This is a genomic window from Paenibacillus lentus (genome assembly GCF_003931855.1).
Lineage (GTDB): Bacteria > Bacillota > Bacilli > Paenibacillales > Paenibacillaceae > Fontibacillus > Fontibacillus lentus.
In genome coordinates this window covers 445563-467692 of the sequence record NZ_CP034248.1, presented here as the reverse complement: position 1 = coordinate 467692, position 22130 = coordinate 445563, and the positions used below count along the sequence as shown (strand labels likewise).

The 22130-nt window shown below is 42.7% G+C and carries 24 protein-coding genes; 21 read left to right on the top strand and 3 right to left on the bottom strand.

Features of this window, described 5'->3' with window-relative positions; all coding sequences use genetic code 11:
• Positions 1-19 precede the first annotated feature (19 nt).
• Positions 20-931 (top strand): IS3 family transposase, encoded by a 912-nt coding sequence (locus EIM92_RS02240; RefSeq protein ID WP_125080998.1) that lies wholly within the window; start codon positions 20-22, stop codon positions 929-931.
• Between the two features lie 83 nt (positions 932-1014).
• Here the strand turns inward: EIM92_RS02240 and EIM92_RS02235 are convergent, their stop codons facing one another.
• Entirely contained in the window at positions 1015-1776 is a 762-nt protein-coding gene (locus EIM92_RS02235) for a hypothetical protein (protein ID WP_125081285.1), read from the bottom strand.
• A gap of 281 nt (positions 1777-2057) precedes the next feature.
• Between EIM92_RS02235 and istA the strand changes: the two genes are divergently transcribed.
• From istA to EIM92_RS02145, 19 genes are all read left to right on the top strand, one after another.
• Positions 2058-3545 (top strand): IS21 family transposase, encoded by a 1488-nt coding sequence (gene istA / locus EIM92_RS02230; RefSeq protein ID WP_164514990.1) that lies wholly within the window; start codon positions 2058-2060, stop codon positions 3543-3545.
• Between the two features lies 1 nt (position 3546).
• Positions 3547-4272: an IS21-like element helper ATPase IstB gene (gene istB, locus EIM92_RS02225; RefSeq protein WP_125081065.1), complete on the top strand. Its 726-nt coding sequence runs from the start codon at positions 3547-3549 to the stop codon at positions 4270-4272.
• 322 nt (positions 4273-4594) lie between these two features.
• Positions 4595-4741, top strand: coding sequence for a hypothetical protein (locus tag EIM92_RS23600; RefSeq protein ID WP_164515008.1), 147 nt, complete (start codon positions 4595-4597; stop codon positions 4739-4741).
• Between the two features lie 251 nt (positions 4742-4992).
• Positions 4993-5985, top strand: coding sequence for a beta-ketoacyl-ACP synthase III (locus tag EIM92_RS02220; RefSeq protein ID WP_125081284.1), 993 nt, complete (start codon positions 4993-4995; stop codon positions 5983-5985).
• Positions 5975-7339 (top strand): YheC/YheD family protein, encoded by a 1365-nt coding sequence (locus EIM92_RS02215; protein WP_164515007.1) that lies wholly within the window; start codon positions 5975-5977, stop codon positions 7337-7339. The genes EIM92_RS02220 and EIM92_RS02215 overlap by 11 nt, the downstream gene beginning before the upstream one ends.
• The gene (locus tag EIM92_RS02210) at positions 7336-8340 is read left to right on the top strand and encodes an NAD-dependent epimerase/dehydratase family protein (RefSeq protein WP_125081282.1); all 1005 of its coding nucleotides are present in this window, start codon (positions 7336-7338) and stop codon (positions 8338-8340) included. Before EIM92_RS02215 ends, EIM92_RS02210 begins: the two co-directional genes overlap by 4 nt.
• Positions 8303-9166, top strand: coding sequence for an MBL fold metallo-hydrolase (locus EIM92_RS02205; protein WP_125081281.1), 864 nt, complete (start codon positions 8303-8305; stop codon positions 9164-9166). Before EIM92_RS02210 ends, EIM92_RS02205 begins: the two co-directional genes overlap by 38 nt.
• 10 nt (positions 9167-9176) lie before the next feature.
• A complete protein-coding gene (locus EIM92_RS02200) occupies positions 9177-10559 on the top strand; it encodes a F390 synthetase-related protein (RefSeq protein ID WP_125081280.1) in 1383 nt (460 codons plus the stop codon).
• Positions 10531-11688 (top strand): GNAT family N-acetyltransferase, encoded by a 1158-nt coding sequence (locus EIM92_RS02195; protein ID WP_125081279.1) that lies wholly within the window; start codon positions 10531-10533, stop codon positions 11686-11688. The genes EIM92_RS02200 and EIM92_RS02195 overlap by 29 nt, the downstream gene beginning before the upstream one ends.
• Before the next feature lie 21 nt (positions 11689-11709).
• The gene (locus EIM92_RS02190; RefSeq protein WP_125081278.1) at positions 11710-12561 is read left to right on the top strand and encodes an SDR family oxidoreductase; all 852 of its coding nucleotides are present in this window, start codon (positions 11710-11712) and stop codon (positions 12559-12561) included.
• Between the two features lie 121 nt (positions 12562-12682).
• Entirely contained in the window at positions 12683-12940 is a 258-nt protein-coding gene (locus EIM92_RS02185; protein ID WP_125081277.1) for a hypothetical protein, read from the top strand.
• Positions 12930-13301, top strand: coding sequence for a retropepsin-like aspartic protease (locus tag EIM92_RS02180; protein WP_125081276.1), 372 nt, complete (start codon positions 12930-12932; stop codon positions 13299-13301). The genes EIM92_RS02185 and EIM92_RS02180 overlap by 11 nt, the downstream gene beginning before the upstream one ends.
• Positions 13302-13641: 340 nt before the next feature.
• Entirely contained in the window at positions 13642-13998 is a 357-nt protein-coding gene (locus tag EIM92_RS02175; protein ID WP_125081275.1) for a BlaI/MecI/CopY family transcriptional regulator, read from the top strand.
• Positions 13999-14007: 9 nt separating this feature from the next.
• Positions 14008-14991: a M56 family metallopeptidase gene (locus tag EIM92_RS02170; protein ID WP_125081274.1), complete on the top strand. Its 984-nt coding sequence runs from the start codon at positions 14008-14010 to the stop codon at positions 14989-14991.
• Positions 14992-15012: 21 nt separating this feature from the next.
• A complete protein-coding gene (locus EIM92_RS02165; protein ID WP_125080997.1) occupies positions 15013-15339 on the top strand; it encodes a transposase in 327 nt (108 codons plus the stop codon).
• 20 nt (positions 15340-15359) lie between these two features.
• Complete coding sequence (locus tag EIM92_RS02160; protein WP_125080998.1) at positions 15360-16271, top strand: IS3 family transposase; 912 nt, start codon at positions 15360-15362, stop codon at positions 16269-16271.
• 73 nt (positions 16272-16344) lie between these two features.
• Positions 16345-16824 (top strand): hypothetical protein, encoded by a 480-nt coding sequence (locus tag EIM92_RS02155; RefSeq protein WP_164515006.1) that lies wholly within the window; start codon positions 16345-16347, stop codon positions 16822-16824.
• Positions 16825-16902: 78 nt separating this feature from the next.
• Positions 16903-17712, top strand: a complete 810-nt coding sequence (locus EIM92_RS02150; RefSeq protein WP_125081272.1) for an ABC transporter substrate-binding protein — start codon at positions 16903-16905, stop codon at positions 17710-17712.
• Between the two features lie 419 nt (positions 17713-18131).
• Entirely contained in the window at positions 18132-19277 is a 1146-nt protein-coding gene (locus tag EIM92_RS02145) for a copper amine oxidase N-terminal domain-containing protein (protein ID WP_125081271.1), read from the top strand.
• Positions 19278-19372: 95 nt separating this feature from the next.
• Here the strand turns inward: EIM92_RS02145 and EIM92_RS02140 are convergent, their stop codons facing one another.
• On the bottom strand, positions 19373-19876 hold the full coding sequence (locus tag EIM92_RS02140; RefSeq protein ID WP_125081270.1) for a hypothetical protein: 504 nt from the start codon (positions 19874-19876) through the stop codon (positions 19373-19375).
• Positions 19877-19903: 27 nt separating this feature from the next.
• Positions 19904-20845: a copper amine oxidase N-terminal domain-containing protein gene (locus EIM92_RS02135; protein ID WP_125081269.1), complete on the bottom strand. Its 942-nt coding sequence runs from the start codon at positions 20843-20845 to the stop codon at positions 19904-19906.
• 88 nt (positions 20846-20933) lie between these two features.
• Between EIM92_RS02135 and EIM92_RS02130 the strand changes: the two genes are divergently transcribed.
• Entirely contained in the window at positions 20934-21905 is a 972-nt protein-coding gene (locus EIM92_RS02130) for an ABC transporter substrate-binding protein (protein ID WP_125081268.1), read from the top strand.
• Positions 21906-22130 lie beyond the last annotated feature (225 nt).

Below are 22130 nucleotides of genomic sequence, written 5' to 3'. Positions count from 1 at the left end.
AATTTCGCAGAAATACATCATGCAGGGCTATTCAATCAGCCTTGTGCTGCGCATTCTGGAAGTGGAGCGTTCCACATATTATGCACATGTGAATCGCCCGAATCAGCAAACTGAGCGAATCCTCAGGAACGGTCGCTCCGCGCCTGGTTACTCATATACGCAAGACAACAAGCGAATTAGCGATGAGCAAATCTGTGAGTGGATCATGGAGCTGTTGGCCGATGAGTACACGTCTGTCTACGGATACCGCAAGCTGACAAAGATGCTGAGGCGCCAGCACCACCTTGTGATTAACAAGAAGAAAGTCTATCGGCTGTGCAAGAAAATGAATGTGCTTCGCCCTCAGCGGAAGCTCAAGGCCAAGCATCCGAAACGACTCGCAAATAACAAAGTCATTACCGCTTCCAATCAACTGTGGGAAACGGATATTAAGTATGGTTGGCTCGAAGGTGAACAGCGCTTTTTCTTCCTGATGAGCATCATCGATGTGTTCGACCGAGCAATTGTTGCTTATCATCATGGCTTGTCCTGCGAGGCTAAGGATCTGGTTCAAATCACGCAGGAGGCACTAATGAAGCGCCAGCTCTTTGACAAGGCGAATCGACCAATTATTCGATCGGATAACGGTCCACAGTTCATTAGCCATCGGTTTGCGGAGGCTTGTGAACAGTTTGGAATTATCCACGAACGAATACCGCCTAAGACGCCGAATAAGAACGCCCACATCGAGTCTTTTCACTCGATCCTTGAATCGGAATGTTACCAGCGCCACGATTTTGAGAGCTACCAACAGGCATATAAGATCGTTAGCGGTTTTATCTACAATTACAATCGCAATCGCATCCATGGAAGCATATATGATATGTCGCCGTACGAATACATGGAAGCAGTCCGGCAAGGCAATGTAAGACCCAAGGAAATCAACGTGTAAGGCATGATCGTCATCAGATGAAAAACTATGAAACATCGAGCGATTCTATGCAATCATTCGAATAAGAGGTGCTGTGTCCAATATTAGGGGGTTAACCCGCTACTTATTGAAGTTGGTCCTTCAACGTATGTTCTTACTACCATTTCTTCATTTACAGTACCGACTCCAATAGCATAGCTTAATGAGTATGTTTTATCGGATACACCGCTTGTTACAGCAAATTTAGCAATGGGGCTACTTTCGGAAGATTTAATTGGATTTAGAATTTTACTGAACCAAAATATATCAGTGTATTCTCCTTGATTTAATTCTGACACATTATTAAATTGTTCAGATAAATTAAGAGTACTGTTATCAATAGTTGATTCAACTACTGTAAAATTACGAGTGCCTTTTTCAAGTAAGTATAGTTTCAAGAGAGTATCATTATCAGAATATTGTCCATAATTAAGAGTGATGTTAGAATTTGGTGCACTATCTATTCCAAAAAAGATAACATCATAATTTCCTGAGGTATCTACTAAATTTCCAACAATTAATGTATTAGTGTAGTCAGCTTTCTTTAGAGTACCTTCTAAATTAAATGTCTTTTCATCCTTAGCGGTGAATACTGTGCCATGTAACTTCACTGAACTATCAGAAAAGAAATAGTCATCTATATAAATTTCCGTTTGGCTTCCTGCTGAAACATCTTCTAACTGCTTCCCGTATTCGTCGAGGTCAAAAATAGTTGTACCTTGTAAAGTCAATTGAGAGGCACTTCCAACATTTGCATGAACTAATGTACCCATCATTAATATGAAAATTGCTAGTAAAGTACTGACTGTAATTTTTATTGTTCTCATATAAAACTCCTCCTTTTTCTACCTCCACCCAATATTTTGTGGTAATGGAAATATTATGACAGACTATAACATATATGTTTATTCTTGTATATAGATTAATTAGAAGAATATGGTGATTACCGCAGTTTGTTGTCAGAAGGGGTGTTTCTTGCATAATAAAAGTGCCTAATATTGCAGCGTAAAAATGCCGAACTTTGATGCAAAAAAGAGACACTTGTCAGCATCCCATTATCATCCTATCGTTATGTTTGCGACAACGTAGCGAGAGGAGAAATGAAAGGATGTTGAAAATGCCTCAACAAGACTATATCAGATTTCTACGCGAAGTAGAAGGCTGTTCTGTAAATGAAATAGCTGAACGTGTGGGGGTTCATTGGCGAACAGCAAAAAAATATGCCGATCAAACTAACTGGAATGTATCTGTGGCCAAACGAAAAAGTAGAAGTCCAGTCATGGGGGCATTTATGGAGATTGTCGATACGTGGTTGGAAGAGGACCGCTTGCTCCCCCGAAAGCAACGTCATACAGGTGTACGCATTTTTCAAAGGTTACGTGACGAACATCAATTTACAGGCGGACAACGTACAGTGCTAGCCTATGTGCAGAAACGAAAGAGTGAAATGGAACTGGAACGTGCCAAAACGTATGAACGACTAGAACATCCGCCTGGAGAGGCTCAAGTCGACTTTACGACCCTTGAGGTAAGCCAAGGGCACCAAATGCTTACATATAAACTTCTGGTGATGTCTTTCCCGCATAGCAACGCTGCATTCGTTTATCCGACACCGGCGGAAAATCAGGAATGCTTCTTAGAAGCGATGAAGCAATGCTTCGAACAGATGGGCGGTGTTCCTCAGCGGATATGGTTCGACAACCTGTCTGCCGCCGTCGTGCATATCGAGAAAGGAGGCGAGCGGCAATTAACCGAAGGCTTTCTGCGATTCTGTGCCCATTACCGGTTTGAAGCTGTCTTCTGCAATCCGTATAGCGGTCATGAAAAGGGGCATGTGGAAAATAAATGCGGCTACTCTAAGAGGAACTGGGCCGTCCCCATTCCCATCTATGAAAACCATGAACAACTTGTCGCGTATTTCGCTGAGCAGGCAACTCAAGATCACCAGCGTAAGCATTATGCTCAAAACCGCCGAATCGCTGATCTGTGGGAGGATGACCGACGTAAGCTCCTTACATTGCCGGAGCATGGATTTGATGCTTTTCGCTTGGCTGCTGCGGTAGTCAATAAGTACGGGGAAATTCGGATTGAAGATACGACGATTCCGTTACTAGGAATGGTTGCGCCAGGTAGCGAGGTGCTGATCCAAACGTTCTGGGATCGTCTGGTTATCCTGAACGGTCACCACCAGAAGATTCGGGAGGTGCCTAGACCTTACACGGGACGAACGGCGGACGTTCCGTGGTCGAAAGTATTTAGCGGATGGTTGAGAAAACCGCGCAGTGTTACACATTCGCAGTTCCTTCGCATGCTGCCGGAGACACTGCACGTGTATGTGACGGTGAAGGATCTGGCTGAGCGAAAAGAGCGCCTTCAGGCGCTGTTGCACTGGAGCGATGTGTACACCATAGAACAGATCCAAGAGGCAATCGCTTTGCTAGGCCAGGATGCGGCAGTTTCCCGCGTCACGGGTATCCTTGGTATGAAATATGGAAGCCGAGACTTGCCCATTACGTGGGAGGAGAAGCTGTCGCCCCCGGGAACTCGTTTGGAGGGCTCTCTTGAGCGCTACGACCAGCTTGTGGGGGTGAGCTAACATGCCAACAGAATTAGCCAATTTATGTCGGCAGCTACGATTGGCCCATGTCATGGACTATGTATCGCTTCAACAAAATGAAGAGATTCGAAGCATTGTGGAACAGATTCTAAGTGCGGAACTGGACGGACGCCGCCGTGCCAAGCTGGGAAAGCTCGTCCAGCAGGCAGGATTTCCGCATATTAAGACCTTTGAGGGGTATGCCTATGACCATATCACTTTTCCGAACGGCAGCAGTCCAGAGAAAATTCAGGGATTGGAATGGTTAGAGCGCAAGGAGAATTTACTCTTAATGGGTGCCGTAGGCACAGGCAAGACGCATATGGCAACGGCATTGGGTGTGGAGGCTTGTCGCCGTGGCAATGCGGTGCAGTTCTACCGAGCCTCCGATTTAGTTGCCATGCTTCAGGAGAAATTTACGACGGGAACACTTAACCGATTTCGAGATAAGTTGAGAAAAGTTGACTTGCTCATTCTTGATGAGGTTGGTTACGTCCCATTCAACCAAACCGGTTCTGAACTATTATTTAACGTGATAGCGGATTGCTATGAACAAAAGAGTGTGATCGTTACATCTAACTTAGAGTTTGGTCAATGGACATCGATATTCGGCGATACCAAACTCACGTCAGCACTCGTCGATCGTCTGGTGCACCATGCTCATATTCTTTCCTTCACAGGTGAGAGCTTCCGCTTCAAGCAAGCAATGGAACGAATTCCTATGTAACTTTGATGCTGGCAAGTGGGTTTAGCACTTTTGGCTGCAAAACTAAGCATTTTCTACTTGCAAAACACAAGGGGGATATTGTTTATATTTCAGATAAATATTGTAAATACACTAGTGGCACACTACGGCGTAGAAAATCCCACTTAACTTAATTGGTAGGTAGGATATTTTGTATATGTCTTACTTGCCCACAAAACATATCCACTTTTACACTCTTCACAAACCTTGTGAAAGTGTGAAAGCCTTATGGATAAAGGTCTCATGTTTTTGTAACGAATTAAATATACATATTACCTTAAGAGTTATCTAAGCAGGTCGCGTTATGGATACAACAACGTTATGTGAAACAAAAAAAATAGAAACCAAAGGGGAATATAATGGGAAATTTGAACTTTATTGTCATGGTAGCAGAATTTACTTACTAGTTTTTTCGGAAGGTAATGGCGCTGGGCTGGTTAGTATCATGTAAGAAGATTTTAACAAACAACTTCAAATCCGAGACTCCACTTTCGTGAAGTCTCCTTTTGTGGTTTCCGCTATTTTACAAATAGGCTATAATCTTGGGAAAGGGTGTAGAAAGTTGTAGAAAGTTGTAGAAATATAGTTGAGCCGGAGTGCTCAGCCATATGTTCATAGATTGTTTCTAAATAAAGCGGGGTCTAATTTGAGTTTCATGTAGAAATTATTGCAGCTAGGTTCTAGCAGCTGGAGGTTGATCTGATGCAAGTTCGGAAGATTAAGATAATAGGAACGGGTAAGTATTTGCCGGAGCAAGTGATTACAGCAGAAGATTTAGATAAGAAATTAGGTGTGCCCAGCGGATGGGTGCTGAAGAAAACAGATGTTAGAGTTAGACATGTTGTAAAAGAGGAAACAGCTTCTTTCATGGGAGCAAGGGCAGCGGAGGCTGCGTTAGAGGATGCTGGGCTTGTTTTCTCGGATATCGACTGTCTTGTATCTACGAGCGGCACCGTGGAGCAGTCCATTCCATGCACGGCTTCTTTAATCCAAAAGGCATTGGGGCAAGAGCATTCTGGAGTTCCTGCGTTTGATATCAATTCTACTTGTTTAAGCTTTTTAACTGGACTGGATGTTATGTCTTATATGGTAGCGGCAGGGCGTTATCAACGTGTTCTGCTCGTAGCGACGGAAGTGGCTTCGGTTGGGTTGGATTGGTCTCATAAAGAAAGTGCGGCTTTGTTTGGGGATGGGGCTGCGGCTGTGGTGATCAGTAGGGCAGAGGAGGATGAACCCTCCCAGATTATCTGTTCCTCGATGCAAACGTTCAGTGCAGGAGCTCATCTCTCCCAGATCAGAGGTGGAGGGACGAAAATTCATCGCCGGCATACCGACCAGCTAGAGCCATTTCTATTTGAAATGGATGGACCAGCGATCTACAGAATGGCGTCAAAAGTATTGCCTGACTTTGTCGATGCTTTATTCCAAGTGGGGGGTTGTCAGATGGCAGATCTGAAGCTTGTCATTCCACATCAAGGCAGCGCCATGGCTATGCGATTGATATCGAGGAAGCTGGGAATAGCGGAGCACCAATTAATGAATATTTCACCAACGCACGGAAATACGATCGCAGCATCCATTCCGATGGCTTTGCATGAAGCTATCAAGCAAGGACGGATCAAGCGGGGAGAGCGGCTGTTATTGTTAGGCACATCCGCAGGCTTCTCTGTCGGAGGAATGATCCTTGAATACTAGCTCAAGGCAAAGAATGCGAGAGGAAGAAGAAGGGCAAGGGTGGCAGGGAGGGCAAGAAGGGGCGGAAAGGCAAGAAAGCCAAGGGAGGCAAGAGGGACAAGCAGGGCAAGAAGAACGGCATCAGCGAATCCTGCTGACAGGTGGAAGAGCGCCGGCTACCCTGGATTTGGCTCGTCAGCTTGCTGCGGCGGGGCATCAGGTGTATATGGCCGAGAGCTGTCCGGCTCACCTTTGTGTTCATTCGCGGGCGATCGTTCGAAATTATGATGTGCCTAAGCCCAATGAGGATCCAGATGGATATATTAGCGCACTCCAAGAAATTATTTTGCAAGAAAAGATAGATGGGCTGATTCCAACTTGCGAGGAGATATTTTTTGTTGCCCGAGGTTTAGAGCGTTTAAGTCAGCATTGCCTAGTTTTTACGGACTCACTAAACAAGCTGCGGCGCTTGCATAGTAAATGGGATTTTATTGGCCGGGCGAGGGAGTTTGGTTTATTAGCACCAACCACAAGTCTATTAACCTCTCAGGAGGATGTGAAGGCCGCTTTGGCTGTCCCGGGGAAATGGGTTTTCAAGCCGGTATACTCCCGTTTTGGGGCAAAGGTTTTCGTGGTGCAAACGAGAGCGGCGAGTACAGTTGCTAAGGGCGAGAGGAACAAGGAGCCAGATAAAGCAGAAATACCAGATGAAACTGAAGTATTGGAAAAAATGAAGCATCTCTCTCCACAGCAACCTTGGGTGGCACAGCAATTTATGGAAGGGACAGCCTATTGCAGCTACAGCATAGCCAAGCAAGGGAAACTGACGGCTCATGCGGTTTATCCCGTAAGATTTACGGCTGGGCCTGGCGCTTGTATTAGCTTCGAGGCTGTACATCACCCAGACATTGACCGCTGGGTCGAACACTTCGTGAGTGCAGAGCAATTTACGGGGCAAATCTCCTTTGATTTTATCGTCACCGATGATGGACAAGTCTACCCTATTGAATGCAATCCAAGAGCCACAAGCGGATTACACCTATTTCGAGCGGAAGATCGGATTGATCAGGCGTTTTTCCATCATGAGGAGGGGGCAGAGCAGATCATAACTCCGCGCCCGGGTCGTAAAGCCATTATTTCCTTGGCGATGTTGTCCTATGGCTTGCGTTCGATTCGTTCCTGGTTCAAATTCAAGGAGTGGCTTCGGTTGTTCATGGGCGGTAAAGACGTGGTGTTCCGATTTCGAGATCCGCAGCCGTTCCTTCAGCAGTTTAAGCTTCTTTGGTGGAATGCCAAAGTAAGCAGGCAGCAGCATATCTCGATCTTAGAAGCATCAACGAATGATATTGAATGGAATGGTGAGGAAGAGAAATGAGTTCAAGCGTATTAGTGACAGGCGGGACAGGTTTTCTCGGAAGGAGCCTAGCACAAACCTTAAGTAAGCTGGGATATCAGGTTACAGCGACTGGACGAAATGAATCCATAGGGGAGGAATTCGAAAACGAAGGTATCGCCTTCATCCCCTGTGATCTTGCGGACACCGAGCGGATCGTTCTGCTATGTGCTGGACAAGACTTTGTGTTTCATTGCGGCGCATTGTCTTCACCTTGGGGGAAATACAGTCACTTTTATGATAGCAATGTGATCGGTACCCGAAATATATTGGAGGGCTGCCGGCAGCATCAGGTGGGCAGGTTGATCTATGTGTCGACACCGAGCTTATATTTTGATTATACCGATCGCTTTAATGTATCAGAATCAGCTCCGCTTCCGGATCAAGCCGTGAATGCGTATGCCGCAACGAAGCGTCTGGCCGAAGAAGAAGTGGAGCTTGCTTTTGAGGCAGGACTTCCCGTGATCACCATCCGTCCTCGTGCGATCTATGGCCCGGGGGATCAGGCGATACTTCCGCGGCTGCTTCAAGCGAACCGACAAGGACGCGTTCCCTTAATTAACGGCGGCCAGGCTCTGATGGATTTGACCTACATCGATAATGTGGTTGATGCGCTAATCCAATGCATGTCCTCCCCTACATCGACGCTAGGCAAAAAGTACAATATTACCAATGGCGAGCCGGTAGCTTTGATAGATTTACTTCAGCAGTTGTTTGATAAGCTGGGGGAACCTCTGCGCGGAAAACACATTTCCTATCCTCTGGCCTATGGGGCAGCCGCCTTACTAGAGTGGAAAGCCCACCTGACCAGGAGTAAAAAGGAACCTTTGCTCACTCGCTATACGGTGGGTCTATTAGGAAAAAGTCTTACGTTAGATATATCAGCGGCGAAAAAAGATCTAAACTATACACCACGTAAAAGTGTTGATGAAGGGATATCCGATTATGTCACATGGATCAAGCAACGAGACCCACTTATTTAGCACCCGTGTTAAATTGACTCTGTTTGCGGCGGGAAGCTGTTTCCAATCTGAGAAAATAACGATCCGTGGCGGAGAGCGGCGGACGATTCAAATTCCTGCTCTATTTGCCTGCATGGAGCATCCGAGGTTAGGCCCTATCTTATTTGATACGGGGTATTCGGAACGATTCTTCGAAGCAGCAAGTCGTTTTCCTTATTCGCTCTATCGAAAGGCGACCCCTGTTTCTATCCCAGAAAGAGAGACGGCGGTCTATCAATTAAAAGAGGCAGGGATTAAATTAAGCGACATTAAGTATGTCATTTTATCCCACCTCCATGCAGATCATATTGCTGGGCTGTGTGATTTTCCTGAAGCTTCGTTTATTTATTTAAAAGCAGCCTACGATAAAATGAAGCACCGTAGAGGATTAGCGGCGGTTCGGGCAGGCTTCCTGCCGGACTTATTACCGAGTGATTTTGAGGAGCGTTCTCTACCGATAGATGAACAACAACGAATCTCGCTGCCCTCTAGTTTTCCATTTGAGCGGGGCTTGGATCTTTTTGGCGATGGAAGTGTGATTGCCGTCGACTTGCCTGGACATGCTCCCGGTCAAATTGGCGTTCTACTTCATACTGGGGATCAGCCGTATTTTTTATGTGCGGATGCTGTATGGTCAAGCCGAGCGTATCGTGAATCCCGGCCTCCCCATTGGCTTGCTGGCCTAATTATGGATGATCGACGGCAGTATCAAGAAAGCTTCCAGCGCATATGCCAATTCTACAAGCAGCACCCAGAATATCGAATTATTCCATCCCATTGCAGCGAAGTCGGGGAATCTCTTAAATAGGGGGGGAGTCATGTTGATCGACAAAGGAGCTATTGTATACCACTACTTGCGGACAAAATTTCGTCAATGGCCAGCCAGTCGTCAAGGGGTTGAACAGTGGCAGGAGGAGAGAGTACGAAGCCATGTTCGTTTTGTCCGCAAGCATTCTGCTTTTTATCGCGAGCTTTGGAAGGATTATACGGATGCCCAGTGGCGGCAATTTCCGATCATGGATAAAGAGCTGATGATGGAGCATTTCGACCCATCAAATACGGTGGGAATCACGAAAGAAGAAGCTTTTGCCGTGGCGTATCAAGCGGAGAACAGCCGGGATTTCGCCCCTACCATCGGTTCGATTACGGTCGGACTCTCATCAGGGACATCTGGAAATCGAGGTATTTTCCTCGTCAGTCCGCAGGAAAGAAGGGCATGGGCTGGAACAGTCCTGGCTAAAATGTTGCCTCATTCATTGCTGCAAAAGGAGAGCATCGCTTTTTTCCTGCGGGCGAATAGCAATTTATATGGCAGTGTTGGCAGCCAGCGGCTTCAATTTCATTATTATGATTTGTTAAGTCCGGTTCAGGAGCATATTGATCGATTGAACGAGCAGCGTCCAGGATTAATCGTCGCTCCGCCATCGATGCTCCGGATTTTGGCTCAAGCTAGACAACAAGGGCATTTGCAAATCCATCCCCATAAAATCATTTCTGTTGCCGAAGTGCTGGATCCGTTGGATCGGAAGGCCATAGAGACGCAGTTCGCACAAAGGGTTCATCAAGTCTATCAATGCACGGAAGGTTTTCTGGCTTGTACTTGCTCCCATGGCACCCTTCACCTGAACGAAGATATAGTTATTATTGAAAAAGAATATTTAGATCAGAAGCTTGGTCGATTTGTTCCGATTATTACTGACTTTTCGAGAAGGACGCAACCGATCGTGCGCTACCGATTAAATGATGTCCTAACCGAACGCGCTGAGCCATGTCCGTGTGGTTCTCCTTTTCTAGCAATAGAGTCCATAGAAGGACGCTGTGATGATATATTTTATGGCTACAGTGTGCATGACAACAGGCTAAAGCCGATATTTCCTGACTTTATTAGCCGGGCGATTATTCATGCCTCCGAGCAAGTGCTTGAGTATTTGGCAATTCAGCATACGCCTAACCGCGTTGAAATTTTCTTGAGGATAGATGAGGCAGGCTCTAGGTCTGTACAAATTGAACAGCAGATCACTCATGCCATGAATGATTTATTTCTTAAAATAAATTGCCAGCCGCCAGTCATTGAATTTAGCTTATATGATCAGGGTGTTCAAGCTAAATACGATAAGCATGGAGAGCTAACCGACCTGAAAAAACTGCGCCGCGTGGAAAGGAGATTTCAGCTTGGAGAGGAAACAGATCCGTTTATATGATGCAGATACTATAGATGATCTCCCATGGCCGAACACCAAAGATGGGCAATATGCTAAAAAGTTTCTTTTGCCGTTTGTGAAGCGCCAGCCCTCGCATTATATCAACAATGTTCAAGCTAGGTACTTGGCAGTATCCCTTGATGGTATCGTGCTTCCTATTTCAATCACGGAAACACAATATGACAATTCCTATGTATGCTCTCCTTATACGCATTATGTAAGCTATGCCAAGCAAGAGCTCGTGCTGCTCCAAAATGCACTGCTGCGTAAAGGCTTGTCAGCCCTGCTCAGCGGATTAGGGCAATTATTTAAAGCGAGCCAGATCAATAAGGCGGTTCATGTAAACAACTGGTTCGTCTCAACGAATTTATATCCCGAACTAACACCGGATCAACTAAGGGCGCTGCACTCTTTTTTCACCGAGCAGTTCCCTGATTATGCGATCATCTATCGATCCCTTAATGAAGCGAACCATGAGAAGCTTATTCAGGAGTTACGTCGATTCAATTATAAAATGGTAGCTTCCCGCCAAATCTATCTCGTTCATCCTAGCCAATCGGCCTCGATAAGTTCCAAGTCACGCAAGCTGTTAAAAAAGGACTATGCACTAATCGCTCGTCATGGCTATGAGATGTTAGATCATGATCAGTTGTCAGATCAAGATATTTCGCGCATATTGGAGCTGTACAATGCTTTGTATTTGCAAAAATATTCGATGTACAATCCGCAATTTAACGAAGATTTTATCGCTCTCGCGATTAAAAATAAGATTCTTCAGCTTAAGGCGCTTCGGAAAAATGGGCGTATTGATGCCGTGATAGGTTATTTTTGCCGCAACGGAGTCATGACGACCCCATTGCTCGGTTACGATCTTTCTTTGCCGAGAGAAGTGGGTTTGTACCGGATGTTGTCTGCGCTTTTATTCTACATTGCGCTAGAGAACGGTCATTTATTAAACAGAAGCTCTGGTGCTGCTCATTTCAAAAGGAAGCGGGGTGCTGCGGCTGAGATCGAGTACTCGGCTGTTTATGATAGACACTTGCCGTTTCGCCGGCGGCTTTGCTGGTCATTTTTGCAAACCGTCATTAACAAAATCGGAATTCCTTTGATCCAAAAATATAAGCTCTAACTATAAAGGAGGCTGCAGGACATGATGCAAAACAGACCGGTTGCCTTGGTGACGGGAACATCCAGCGGTTTTGGTTTGCTGATCACGCTGGCATTAGCCGGAAGCGGCTATCATGTCATTGCCACCATGCGTGATATCACGAAGCAGGATGCATTGATGCAAGCTGCGGAACAAAAGGGTATAAGCCAGCATATCGAGTGCTGTTCCCTTGATGTGAGCGATCAGCAAGCGATTCGTCAGACTGTGGATGAAGTGATGGAGCGTCATGGACGCATTGATGTGCTTGTGAATAATGCCGGCATCTCACTTGGCGGCTTTGTGGAGGAGATTCCACTAGAGGATTGGATGTATGCGATGGACACGAATTTTTTCGGTCTTGTTGCTCTGACTCAAGAAGTATTACCACATATGCGTTCGAGAAAATACGGGAAAATTATTAACATCAGCAGCATCAGCGGCAGACTTGGTTTTCCCGGGTACGGGCCTTATGCGGCTTCAAAGTTTGCGGTGGAAGGATTCAGTGAATCGCTTCGTTTGGAAATGCTGCCATACGGCATTTATGTGTCTTTAGTGGAGCCTGGCGCATACAAAACCGCAATTTGGTCCAAAGGCTTCGATTACATTTCGATCAGAGCAAAGAAAGATTCACCCTATCAGGAGCCTCTTGCCGCCATTCTGGCCTACAGCAAAAACGTAGCTAACAACGCCAGCGATCCGCAGGATGTGGCCAGGACGGTGGTGCGAATCGCTCAAGCTCGCTATCCCAAGTTGCGTTACGTGTTAGGCAAGGGAGCATGGACTGCAATATGGGGGAAGGCGCTTCTTCCTTGGAAATGGTTCGAACAAATTGTATTGCGTGAGCTTCGTAAATAGAAGTCATAAGCATCGGCGAAATAGTTAAAATACGTAAAGTATATTGACAACGTTTGGCTATAAGTATGGTAAAATCAAGATAGAATGAAGAATTAGAGCGAATTTCTAGGAGGTAGAACGAATGAAATGGCAAGAGGTAAGAGAACTGTTTCCTGATCAATTTGTTCTGGTTTCCATACTTAATTATCACGAGGAAGGCAACAAAAAGGTAGTAGATGAAGTTGCACCAATTCGCACAGTACCAAATGAAGATGCTAATAAAGAATTTTTTCAAGTAAAGCCAGGGAATGTAGTGTACCATACATCAAATCAAGAATTTGTAATCCATCTTAGGCGTGATCCACTAATAAGAGTGAGACGTAATAACAATGAAAATTAACTATGACGGACAGTTAATTACAACGTCACTTTCCGTGACGTTTAGAGGACGGACATTGAGAATAGAAGATGTAATTATAGATACAGGATCTTCACATACTATAATCAGTCCTGATATTTTAGAGGAAATTGGTGTGACCTACGAAACAGGAGATTCTATCTATGAAGCATACGGGATTGGCGGAAGCACTCCTTTCTATACAAAAATTATGGACAAGATCGAAATTGGTACAAGAAGCATTGAAAATATAGAGATCGATGTGGGCATTCTTCCTAGAGACCATAGAGGGCTGCTTGGGTTGGATATTCTGAAACAACAAAATTTTATTATTGACTTGAAAACACTAGAATTGCGTATTTGATATTTAAAAGTTGGTTGAATAGAGAGTAAGTAGGCAGGGTCCATTCGGGCCTTGCCTATTTTAAATAGATCAACGTTAGCAAAAGAAGATCTCATTTCGATTGATCCAACAAAATTTAAAGATGATACAGAGGTTGCAGAGTTAGTTCACGCTCAAATTTTAGATATTTATGCATAATATTTGAAATAATGAATCCAAAGATTTGTTTAGATTATTTTTAATAGCAAATAACCAAGTTGAAAAGGATTTTATTTATAAAATAGGAAAAGTATTGAAAAGTAATGACTATCAGAGTAGTATGTATCTATGACTAGCACAATAATCAAATGGAGGTGGAAAAATGAAATTATTTGATGCGGAGTTAAAGGTGATGGAGGTGCTGTGGAGCCAAGGAGCATTAGCAGCCGGGCAACTTGCAAAGATACTCAAGGATGATATTGGCTGGAACCGAAATACGACTTACACGGTAATTAAAAAACTGGTCGATAAGGGAGCCGTCCAAAGAACAGATCCCCAGTTTATATGTAAAGCCTTGATTTCAAGGGAACAAGTACAGGAACAGGAGACGATCGGACTTATTAATAAGATGTTTAATGGTTCTACGGAGTTGTTTTTCTCGTCCTTCATCAACGCAAATAATTTATCAGATTCGGAGATCGAAAAATTAAAGCAAATCGTTGAGAATCTGAAAAAGTGAGGTGCGGAGATGAGTTTATTTTTAATTGAGAGAAGTATTTCTGTAGGAATTTTCATTATTGTCATAGTGTGCTTGAGGGCTCTGTTAATCCATAAAGTGCCGAAGAAAGTGTTTTTAATACTCTGGGGTATTGCCCTGTTCAGATTGGCTATTCCTCATTCCATTTTGTCTAAATGGAATATAAACACAATATTAAACGATATAACCTCACGAGTGAATCGCGATCCCGCAGGACAAACAAATGGCATCATAGAAAGAATACTTTTGGACACAGAAGAGGGCTTAAGGCCTCTAACTCAAGACATTTCTTTTGGTCAAGGTAGGCTCTCTCTTGATACTATAACAGTCATCTGGTTTGTTGGGACAATCTCGCTGGGGATTTTTTTTGCAGTGAATTTCTACAAAAACAACAAAGATTTAAAGACGGCACTGCCTATACGCAATCAATTTTTTATTGATAAATGGCTCAGTCAGCAGAAGTTCATTCGTCGAATTCAAGTTATGACTTCAGATCGTTTGATATCTCCTATAGCTTGCGGCTTCATAAAGCCAAAGATAATATTGCCCAAATCTTTGGATTTGCAAGATGAAAAGCTTTTAAAGTATATCCTTACGCATGAGAAGATGCATATAAAGCATTTAGATATTCTATGGAGGGTATTTTCTGCAGTTATTCTCTGCTGTTACTGGTTTAATCCACTCGTGTGGCTTATGCATTTCCTCATGATTAGAGATTTAGAACTTACTTGTGATGAGAGGGTAATACGAACCTTAGGGGAGCAAGAAAAATCTAGCTATGCTTTATCTCTTATTCATATGGCAGAGAGAAATTCAAAGGTGGCCTCCTTTAATTATGGATTTAGTAACCATTCTACAAGGGAAAGGATTGTATCCATCATGAAATTTAAGCAGACAACGGCGTTAACCCTCTGTTTGTCGCTATTTAGCCCCCAAATGAACTTGGACAGTACACCCCTTATTCCGATAGAATGAAATCAGTCGGAGGGGAACGCAATGGAAAGAAAACGGTATGATCTGAACTTCAAGAAAAAGGTTGTATCCAAGGGGCATGAAATCGGCAATATGACGGCAGTAGCCAGGCAGCATGATCTTGATCCGAAGATGGTGCTGCGCTGGGCAAGAGAATTGAAACGCAAGGATCTTGACGAATTGGATGGCGATGCTTTGAAGCATGCTTCATTCGTTCCTACAGCCTCAGATTATGCAGCCTTGGAGAAGGAGCACGAGAAACTCAAGAAGCTCTATGCAGAGCAGGCGCTAGAGAGGGAAATCCTCCGTGACCTGTTAAAAAAAACGAACCCACACTTGCGGATAAAATAGAAATTTCGCAGAAATACATCATGCAGGGCTATTCAATCAGCCTTGTGCTGCGCATTCTGGAAGTGGAGCGTTCCACATATTATGCACATGTGAATCGCCCGAATCAGCAAACTGAGCGAATCCTCAGGAACGGTCGCTCCGCGCCTGGTTACTCATATACGCAAGACAACAAGCGAATTAGCGATGAGCAAATCTGTGAGTGGATCATGGAGCTGTTGGCCGATGAGTACACGTCTGTCTACGGATACCGCAAGCTGACAAAGATGCTGAGGCGCCAGCACCACCTTGTGATTAACAAGAAGAAAGTCTATCGGCTGTGCAAGAAAATGAATGTGCTTCGCCCTCAGCGGAAGCTCAAGGCCAAGCATCCGAAACGACTCGCAAATAACAAAGTCATTACCGCTTCCAATCAACTGTGGGAAACGGATATTAAGTATGGTTGGCTCGAAGGTGAACAGCGCTTTTTCTTCCTGATGAGCATCATCGATGTGTTCGACCGAGCAATTGTTGCTTATCATCATGGCTTGTCCTGCGAGGCTAAGGATCTGGTTCAAATCACGCAGGAGGCACTAATGAAGCGCCAGCTCTTTGACAAGGCGAATCGACCAATTATTCGATCGGATAACGGTCCACAGTTCATTAGCCATCGGTTTGCGGAGGCTTGTGAACAGTTTGGAATTATCCACGAACGAATACCGCCTAAGACGCCGAATAAGAACGCCCACATCGAGTCTTTTCACTCGATCCTTGAATCGGAATGTTACCAGCGCCACGATTTTGAGAGCTACCAACAGGCATATAAGATCGTTAGCGGTTTTATCTACAATTACAATCGCAATCGCATCCATGGAAGCATATATGATATGTCGCCGTACGAATACATGGAAGCAGTCCGGCAAGGCAATGTAAGACCCAAGGAAATCAACGTGTAAGGCATGATCGTCATCAGATGAAAAACTATGAAACATCGAGCGATTCTATGCAATCATTCGAATAAGAGGTGCTGTGTCCAATATTAGGGGGTTAACCCGGTCGGCCGCGTTAATTGCAGGCAGCGTAACTGTATTTGCTACCAATGCGAAGATAGCTGACGTTAATCCGATTTTAGGAAAGGCTGAGATGAATGGAAAGGATACAGACAAATCAGTAAGCTCCATTGATGAGATTAGATCAAAAATAACGGATAGCGGTATATTTATTAGGGATGTCTCAGAGCATGAGGATAATTATGGCCTAGAAAGTTATTCTTATAAAGAGTACAAAGCTGAAATGGAAAACATCAAAAAAGTTGGAGATGGCTTGGTCAATAAAGGAAGGATAAGTCGGGACAAACTTTCTCAAGTTTTAAGCAGCATGGAAGATACACTGCATGAGATAGAAAAAGGCGAGATCGTTGTTTATAAACCCATAGAATTGGATTCAACAAATGATGAAGCTAATGATACTGATACATCTGGGTTATATTTAAGCGGTACGAAGTGGTAATCACATCACTGATGAACTCCACAGATATTTACAGGTTAGAATATGAAAAGATCTGATAAATGGAGGTAGAATATTAAGGTGCCTATCAAGCATGTAAATAAAGTGTTTATACTCTTTTTCTGCATACTTCTTACGGGATGTACAGTTAGCAGTTCAATTAAAGAAAAACAAACAAGGCATCTCAGGGTGATGTATCACAGTGAAAATTTTTTTTACCAGGATTATGGTGATATGTTCCAAACCAAGTACCCGACAGAAATTGAAGTTATTGAAACACAGAATCTTAATCTTGAATCCGGCAAGGATGCCCTTAAGTTAGCGATTGAAGAGACTAAGCCGGATATTCTTCTTTTGAGTTCAGAACAATATGAACAGTTTGGAATAGACGGCCTGCTCGTGGATTTGGAGCCACTTATTAAGAAAGATCAGTATGATATAGATGATATCAACCCCTCTGTAATTGAATTTTTGAAGGGAAAAGGGAACGGAAAGCTGTATGGACTGAGTCCGAGATTTTATGCAAATGCGCTGTATTATAATAAGGATCTATTTCAAAAACATGGTGTTGAACCTCCGCATGATAATATGACCTGGGAGGAAATTTTGAATCTTGCGCAGCAGTTTCCTGTTGATCCTAGCAGCAATGACAAAATATATGGCTTTGGGACACCTCTAGCTGATACTACGGTCGGAATCGCCAATCGGATCGCCTATACACAAGGACTAATTACTGTAAATACTAAAACAATGAAGGTTAATCTGACAACAGATTCGTGGAAAGCTATCTGGGATTTAGCGTTGAGGAGCAGTAGCTCGGGGGCTGTATATCTGCCAGAGCAATCATTTTCAGCAAGTTCGTTAGAGGACTATTATAGAAGCCTACCCTGATAGAATTCCAGCAAGGTTTGATGCTCAACTCAAAGAGCTAGAGCAGCTTGAAATAAAAAGGGTTGAAAAGAAGGAGATCTCCTTGGAAGAGGCGCTCAACAGAATTGAGTCCGAGGGACAATTTATACTGGACCAGGAGTTAAAAAAAGCAACCCCCTAATGACTGTAGCATAGAAACAGTGGAGTTATCCCTATATAAAAGCTTCCATTATAGTTATATATATTTGCATAATCGGAATAAAAAGGATAGATCATTCGAAGTGAAGCTTTTAAGGAAAAGGAATTCTATCATTTTAGGTCTCATAATTCTCTTAGGTGTAGTGTGCTTTTTTGATTGGATACCCCAGCCCATAAAAATAGTTAATCACGATCTATTTATGTGTAATTTAAACTAAATAAACCATTCAAGAGGTGTGCCTATGAAAATAAGAATCCTCGCATTATTCACTTTTATAATGTTCATTGCTTTTGGTGATACGGCTCACGCGGAAAATCTTCGAGACTATTATAAAGATATAACAGAAAATGACTTGAAAAATAGTATGATTCTGTCTCCTGAAAGCTCCATGGCGTTTATTAATGGGCAGAGGGTATCAGCCGTACAGCCGATTGTTAAAGATGGCAGAACGTTAGTACCGCTTCGTTTTATTTCGGAAGGGTTGGGTGCAAAGGTAGATTTTAACGCTAAAAATCAGTTCATTACTATTAAGCACGTTGATAAAACCATAACCTTGAAAATAGGAAAAAAGGATATTTCTATAAATGGAAAATCCAGTGAAATGGATGTGGCTGCGGACGTTTATAACAATTCAACTTATATTCCTTTAAGGTATATTGGCGAGGCCTTTAATAAAAAAGTAGTCTATTTAAAAAATGAAGAGATTCAACCCTATAGCTTGATTATAATTAGGGATGTTAACGCCAAAGTGCTTGAAAACCGTAATCTTATCCACATTTACGAATTGCTATACCAAGGAAAATCCATTGTCTATAGTGACCGTTTTATGGCAGTAATTAAAGAAAATGATCAATTATTAGTTAGCAATAATCTCCCTTATTTCGAGCCCTTTGTTTATCAGGAATTAATGGAGGATGAAAATACGGTCTGGCTAGGGGACATATGGTTTAAAACAGATCTGGGCCATTTTTATTTGAATTATGACTATGCCACAACGCAGCAATTTATTTTATACCATGTGGATGGAGAAACGATTACAAGAGTAGCGATTGAAAAGGCACCGATCAAGGCGGTAAAAACATATCAAAACAATGTCTATTATATGACGAGATATGAGCGTGGTATACTCAATGCGCATGAAACAAGCAATATAAAATCGGCAGCATTTAACAATGGAGAATGGGTTTCTGATTATTTAGGCAAACCAGGATTTTATTATGGCTTTGACACATTAGGCAAGGTCTATGATTGGCCAATTGATGATAACGGTATTACTACATTTGGCTTTCAACGCTCTGGCCATTTAAGCTCTGATGAAAGAAAAGCAACGTTTGGATATTATAGAATCGAGCTGAAGGGGCACCACCATGAGCTAGTAAATCCATAAAGGCTTTGGCAGGATTGGCTAGTTGAGGTTCTTTAACGTTCTTTATTGTGTAGGACTTTAGCTAGCCAGTGTTTCCTCAACTCAAAAGTAAAGTTTCAATTCCCTTGTTCTAAATTCACATTCAAAGTTTTAGAAATACCAAAATATTTATATTTGATACGTATGCTTTCAATGTTTTCCTTGTTTATGATCAGAACCCCGTAATGCAGTGGTAATTGTTGTGTATTATTATTTATTAAATCTCTTAGTTCATTTTCAGATAATTTGGGGTGAATAAATCCCTCGTCAATGCCGATGATTCGCGCTTGCGGATTTTCTTCAATTCCAGCCGAAACGATTTGTCCAGTATAACTCATGACCAAATTGAGCTGTTCTGGTTGTTTTCCGCTGTTTACAGTCACCTTCTCTATCTCCATTTTAATAAATCCATTATTTATAAGTGAAAGATATATTCGTTTGTGTTCTTTATTATAATTGGACCAACCATCTGTCTTTAACGGATCAGATATCCATATATACATATAAAAGGAGAGCATAGTAATGCATAATAAAATGATAAAAGAAAAGGACAATATTTTAACTTTCTTTTGTTTCCACATTGAGCAACACCACCCCATATTAAGCTCTTATCGATCCCTGCCTATTTTATATCTACCATAGCGATGATCAGGAAGTTTTTGTATGATATCAGAATATATATTCATCTTTGTTTCAATATCCACTCGCTTATTATTATCATCCGTGTAGCCTGCTCTAGCCGTACCATCAGTGTAATCAAAAAAGATGACATTTCCATAGTTGTAAGGCTCCATGATCGGGTCCGTATCTAAACTCATTTCGGGTGAAACATTCCCTGCTGCTTGTGAAGGTTCTCTTCGTTCCCGAAACAACTGTCCAATGGCAATGGCTTTGCCATCTATGATTTGCACAAAAGTAAAAATTCCATCATTAAAAAAGTAGGTATCTGCTCTTCCTACGGGGAAGGAATATTGGTGTAAACGATAACCATCAAATGTGCCAAGCGTTTTGAAGTCCACGTTGATCGGCAAAGCGATCGCGGCTTTACGCGCTGCTTGAAGGTCATCTTGATACAGTAAGTTCGGATCAAATGTATAGTCTTGTGAGTTAATAAAAACGAATTTGCGAATGGATTCAAATTGAACGTTGTATCCCAAGGATTCGCTGATAAAGCGTAATGGAACAAGAATACGGCCATTTTTATTTTGAGCAGGCATATCCATTTGGATCGGTTTTTCATTTTTATAGGCGGTTGTGCTATTCACACTGAGCTTCAAGTAATCTCCATCTTTATTTTGTACTGTTGTAATTTTAGTTGAGGGGTTAAAGCTGTAGGAAAGACCAAGGGATGCAAGCGCTCGGATGGGAACGTATAGGTGATTCTTATCCATAAGAGGATGTACATCCATTTTGATAAATTCTCCATTCACGACGACTTCAATGGGCCTAACCTCCCTATCTGCTATAATCGTTGATTCTGCGAAGGCAAATGATTGATTCAGCAGCCCTAAGCCTAGAGCTAATATGAATCTTGATATCCTTTTTTTCATTAAAAAGTCCCCTCCCTTTAAGTCTCTTTTTGAGTATAATTGATTGTATATATTTGTAAATAAAATTTGTTATGGGTGTTTAAAATAAATGAGTGAGAGGGACTTGGTTAATAAAATGAAAAAGTTGCCCATCATTTTTGTTCTACTTATACTTTTAACCGCTTGTAATACAACAAATCATTCGCAGGGTGGCCAGATCAAAGTTTTATATTGGAATCAAGATATGTTTAACACTGATTATGGGGAACTGTTTTACTTGAAATATCCTGATATTGAAGTTGAAGTGGTTCCGCTAAAAACATTGGTCAATCGCTCGGAGGGCTCTATAGATGAGCTCGTTCAACAAATAGAACAGGCGAATATTGATGTCATATTTACAAGGTCACTTGAAGAATATCTTGCGTTTTCTAACAGAGGGGTGCTTGAAGGTCTTGAGGAATGGATACAAAAAGATCATTTTGATATTGAAAATTTGAATCCTCACATTATTTCACTGCTGCGAGAAAATGCATCAAATCGTTTAAATGGTTTAGCTCCTATGTTTTCTAGTATCGCGTTATTTTACAATAAGGACATGTTTGACCAATTGGATATCGAATATCCTCAGGATCAGTTAAGTTGGAGAGAGTTTTTTGGGTTAGCGGCCAGATTCTCAGATAATAAGGAAGGGACCTATGGTTTCTCATTTGAGGGCGCATTATATGAATTTGTAGGTATGGTAGGCAGAGCTCATGGATTAAATATGGTATCGGTCAACAACAGTGATGTTTGGATCATGCATGATACTGAAGCGTGGGAAAACATATTGGCAACTGTGCAAGAGGTATACCGATCTGGTGCGATCCATCTCGATGTCCCCGTGTTCGCTGCGACACATGATGTGAAGGAGAAGGAAGAGCTCTTCATTCGTGGGAAATCAGCAATGATCCTATCGACTACAAGCCTGATTGAGCAATACGAGAACTCTGATAAATCGTTTAGTTTGGGTATCGTAACAGTACCAGAACATCCTACTCCCAAGAGTTATTTGGTTACTCACTTGAACCGTTTTATAAGTTGAGCCATGACATCCGCGTTCGTTATCCAATTTATATGCCAAATGGTTTTAATAAATCGCTAAATGAGCTGGTTACTGAAGAAGTAACTCAATTTATCTCAGGCAGCCAAAGTAGTCATGAGACTGTTATGAGAATTAAACAAGAAGGTGAGGTTTTATATAAAAATATGAAAGAATAAAAATGAGGCATGGAATTGGATTGGAGATGACACTTGGGTGGAGTCTCTT

What these genes read in the sequence shown, in the direction of transcription:
- EIM92_RS02190 (WP_125081278.1), top strand. Translation starts at nt 11,710, where the DNA reads ATGATGCAAAACAGACCGGTTGCCTTGGTGACGGGAACATCCAGCGGT.
- istB (WP_125081065.1), top strand. Translation starts at nt 3,547, where the DNA reads ATGCCAACAGAATTAGCCAATTTATGTCGGCAGCTACGATTGGCCCAT.
- EIM92_RS02165 (WP_125080997.1), top strand. Translation starts at nt 15,013, where the DNA reads ATGGAAAGAAAACGGTATGATCTGAACTTCAAGAAAAAGGTTGTATCC.
- EIM92_RS02170 (WP_125081274.1), top strand. Translation starts at nt 14,008, where the DNA reads ATGAGTTTATTTTTAATTGAGAGAAGTATTTCTGTAGGAATTTTCATT.
- EIM92_RS02205 (WP_125081281.1), top strand. Translation starts at nt 8,303, where the DNA reads ATGTCACATGGATCAAGCAACGAGACCCACTTATTTAGCACCCGTGTT.
- EIM92_RS23600 (WP_164515008.1), top strand. Translation starts at nt 4,595, where the DNA reads ATGGATACAACAACGTTATGTGAAACAAAAAAAATAGAAACCAAAGGG.
- EIM92_RS02240 (WP_125080998.1), top strand. Translation starts at nt 20, where the DNA reads ATGCAGGGCTATTCAATCAGCCTTGTGCTGCGCATTCTGGAAGTGGAG.
- EIM92_RS02210 (WP_125081282.1), top strand. Translation starts at nt 7,336, where the DNA reads ATGAGTTCAAGCGTATTAGTGACAGGCGGGACAGGTTTTCTCGGAAGG.
- EIM92_RS02130 (WP_125081268.1), top strand. Translation starts at nt 20,934, where the DNA reads ATGAGTGAGAGGGACTTGGTTAATAAAATGAAAAAGTTGCCCATCATT.
- EIM92_RS02175 (WP_125081275.1), top strand. Translation starts at nt 13,642, where the DNA reads ATGAAATTATTTGATGCGGAGTTAAAGGTGATGGAGGTGCTGTGGAGC.
- EIM92_RS02180 (WP_125081276.1), top strand. Translation starts at nt 12,930, where the DNA reads ATGAAAATTAACTATGACGGACAGTTAATTACAACGTCACTTTCCGTG.
- EIM92_RS02135 (WP_125081269.1), bottom strand. Translation starts at nt 20,845, where the DNA reads ATGAAAAAAAGGATATCAAGATTCATATTAGCTCTAGGCTTAGGGCTG.
- EIM92_RS02220 (WP_125081284.1), top strand. Translation starts at nt 4,993, where the DNA reads ATGCAAGTTCGGAAGATTAAGATAATAGGAACGGGTAAGTATTTGCCG.
- EIM92_RS02145 (WP_125081271.1), top strand. Translation starts at nt 18,132, where the DNA reads ATGAAAATAAGAATCCTCGCATTATTCACTTTTATAATGTTCATTGCT.
- EIM92_RS02235 (WP_125081285.1), bottom strand. Translation starts at nt 1,776, where the DNA reads ATGAGAACAATAAAAATTACAGTCAGTACTTTACTAGCAATTTTCATA.
- EIM92_RS02185 (WP_125081277.1), top strand. Translation starts at nt 12,683, where the DNA reads ATGAAATGGCAAGAGGTAAGAGAACTGTTTCCTGATCAATTTGTTCTG.
- EIM92_RS02140 (WP_125081270.1), bottom strand. Translation starts at nt 19,876, where the DNA reads ATGTGGAAACAAAAGAAAGTTAAAATATTGTCCTTTTCTTTTATCATT.
- EIM92_RS02160 (WP_125080998.1), top strand. Translation starts at nt 15,360, where the DNA reads ATGCAGGGCTATTCAATCAGCCTTGTGCTGCGCATTCTGGAAGTGGAG.
- istA (WP_164514990.1), top strand. Translation starts at nt 2,058, where the DNA reads ATGTTGAAAATGCCTCAACAAGACTATATCAGATTTCTACGCGAAGTA.
- EIM92_RS02200 (WP_125081280.1), top strand. Translation starts at nt 9,177, where the DNA reads ATGTTGATCGACAAAGGAGCTATTGTATACCACTACTTGCGGACAAAA.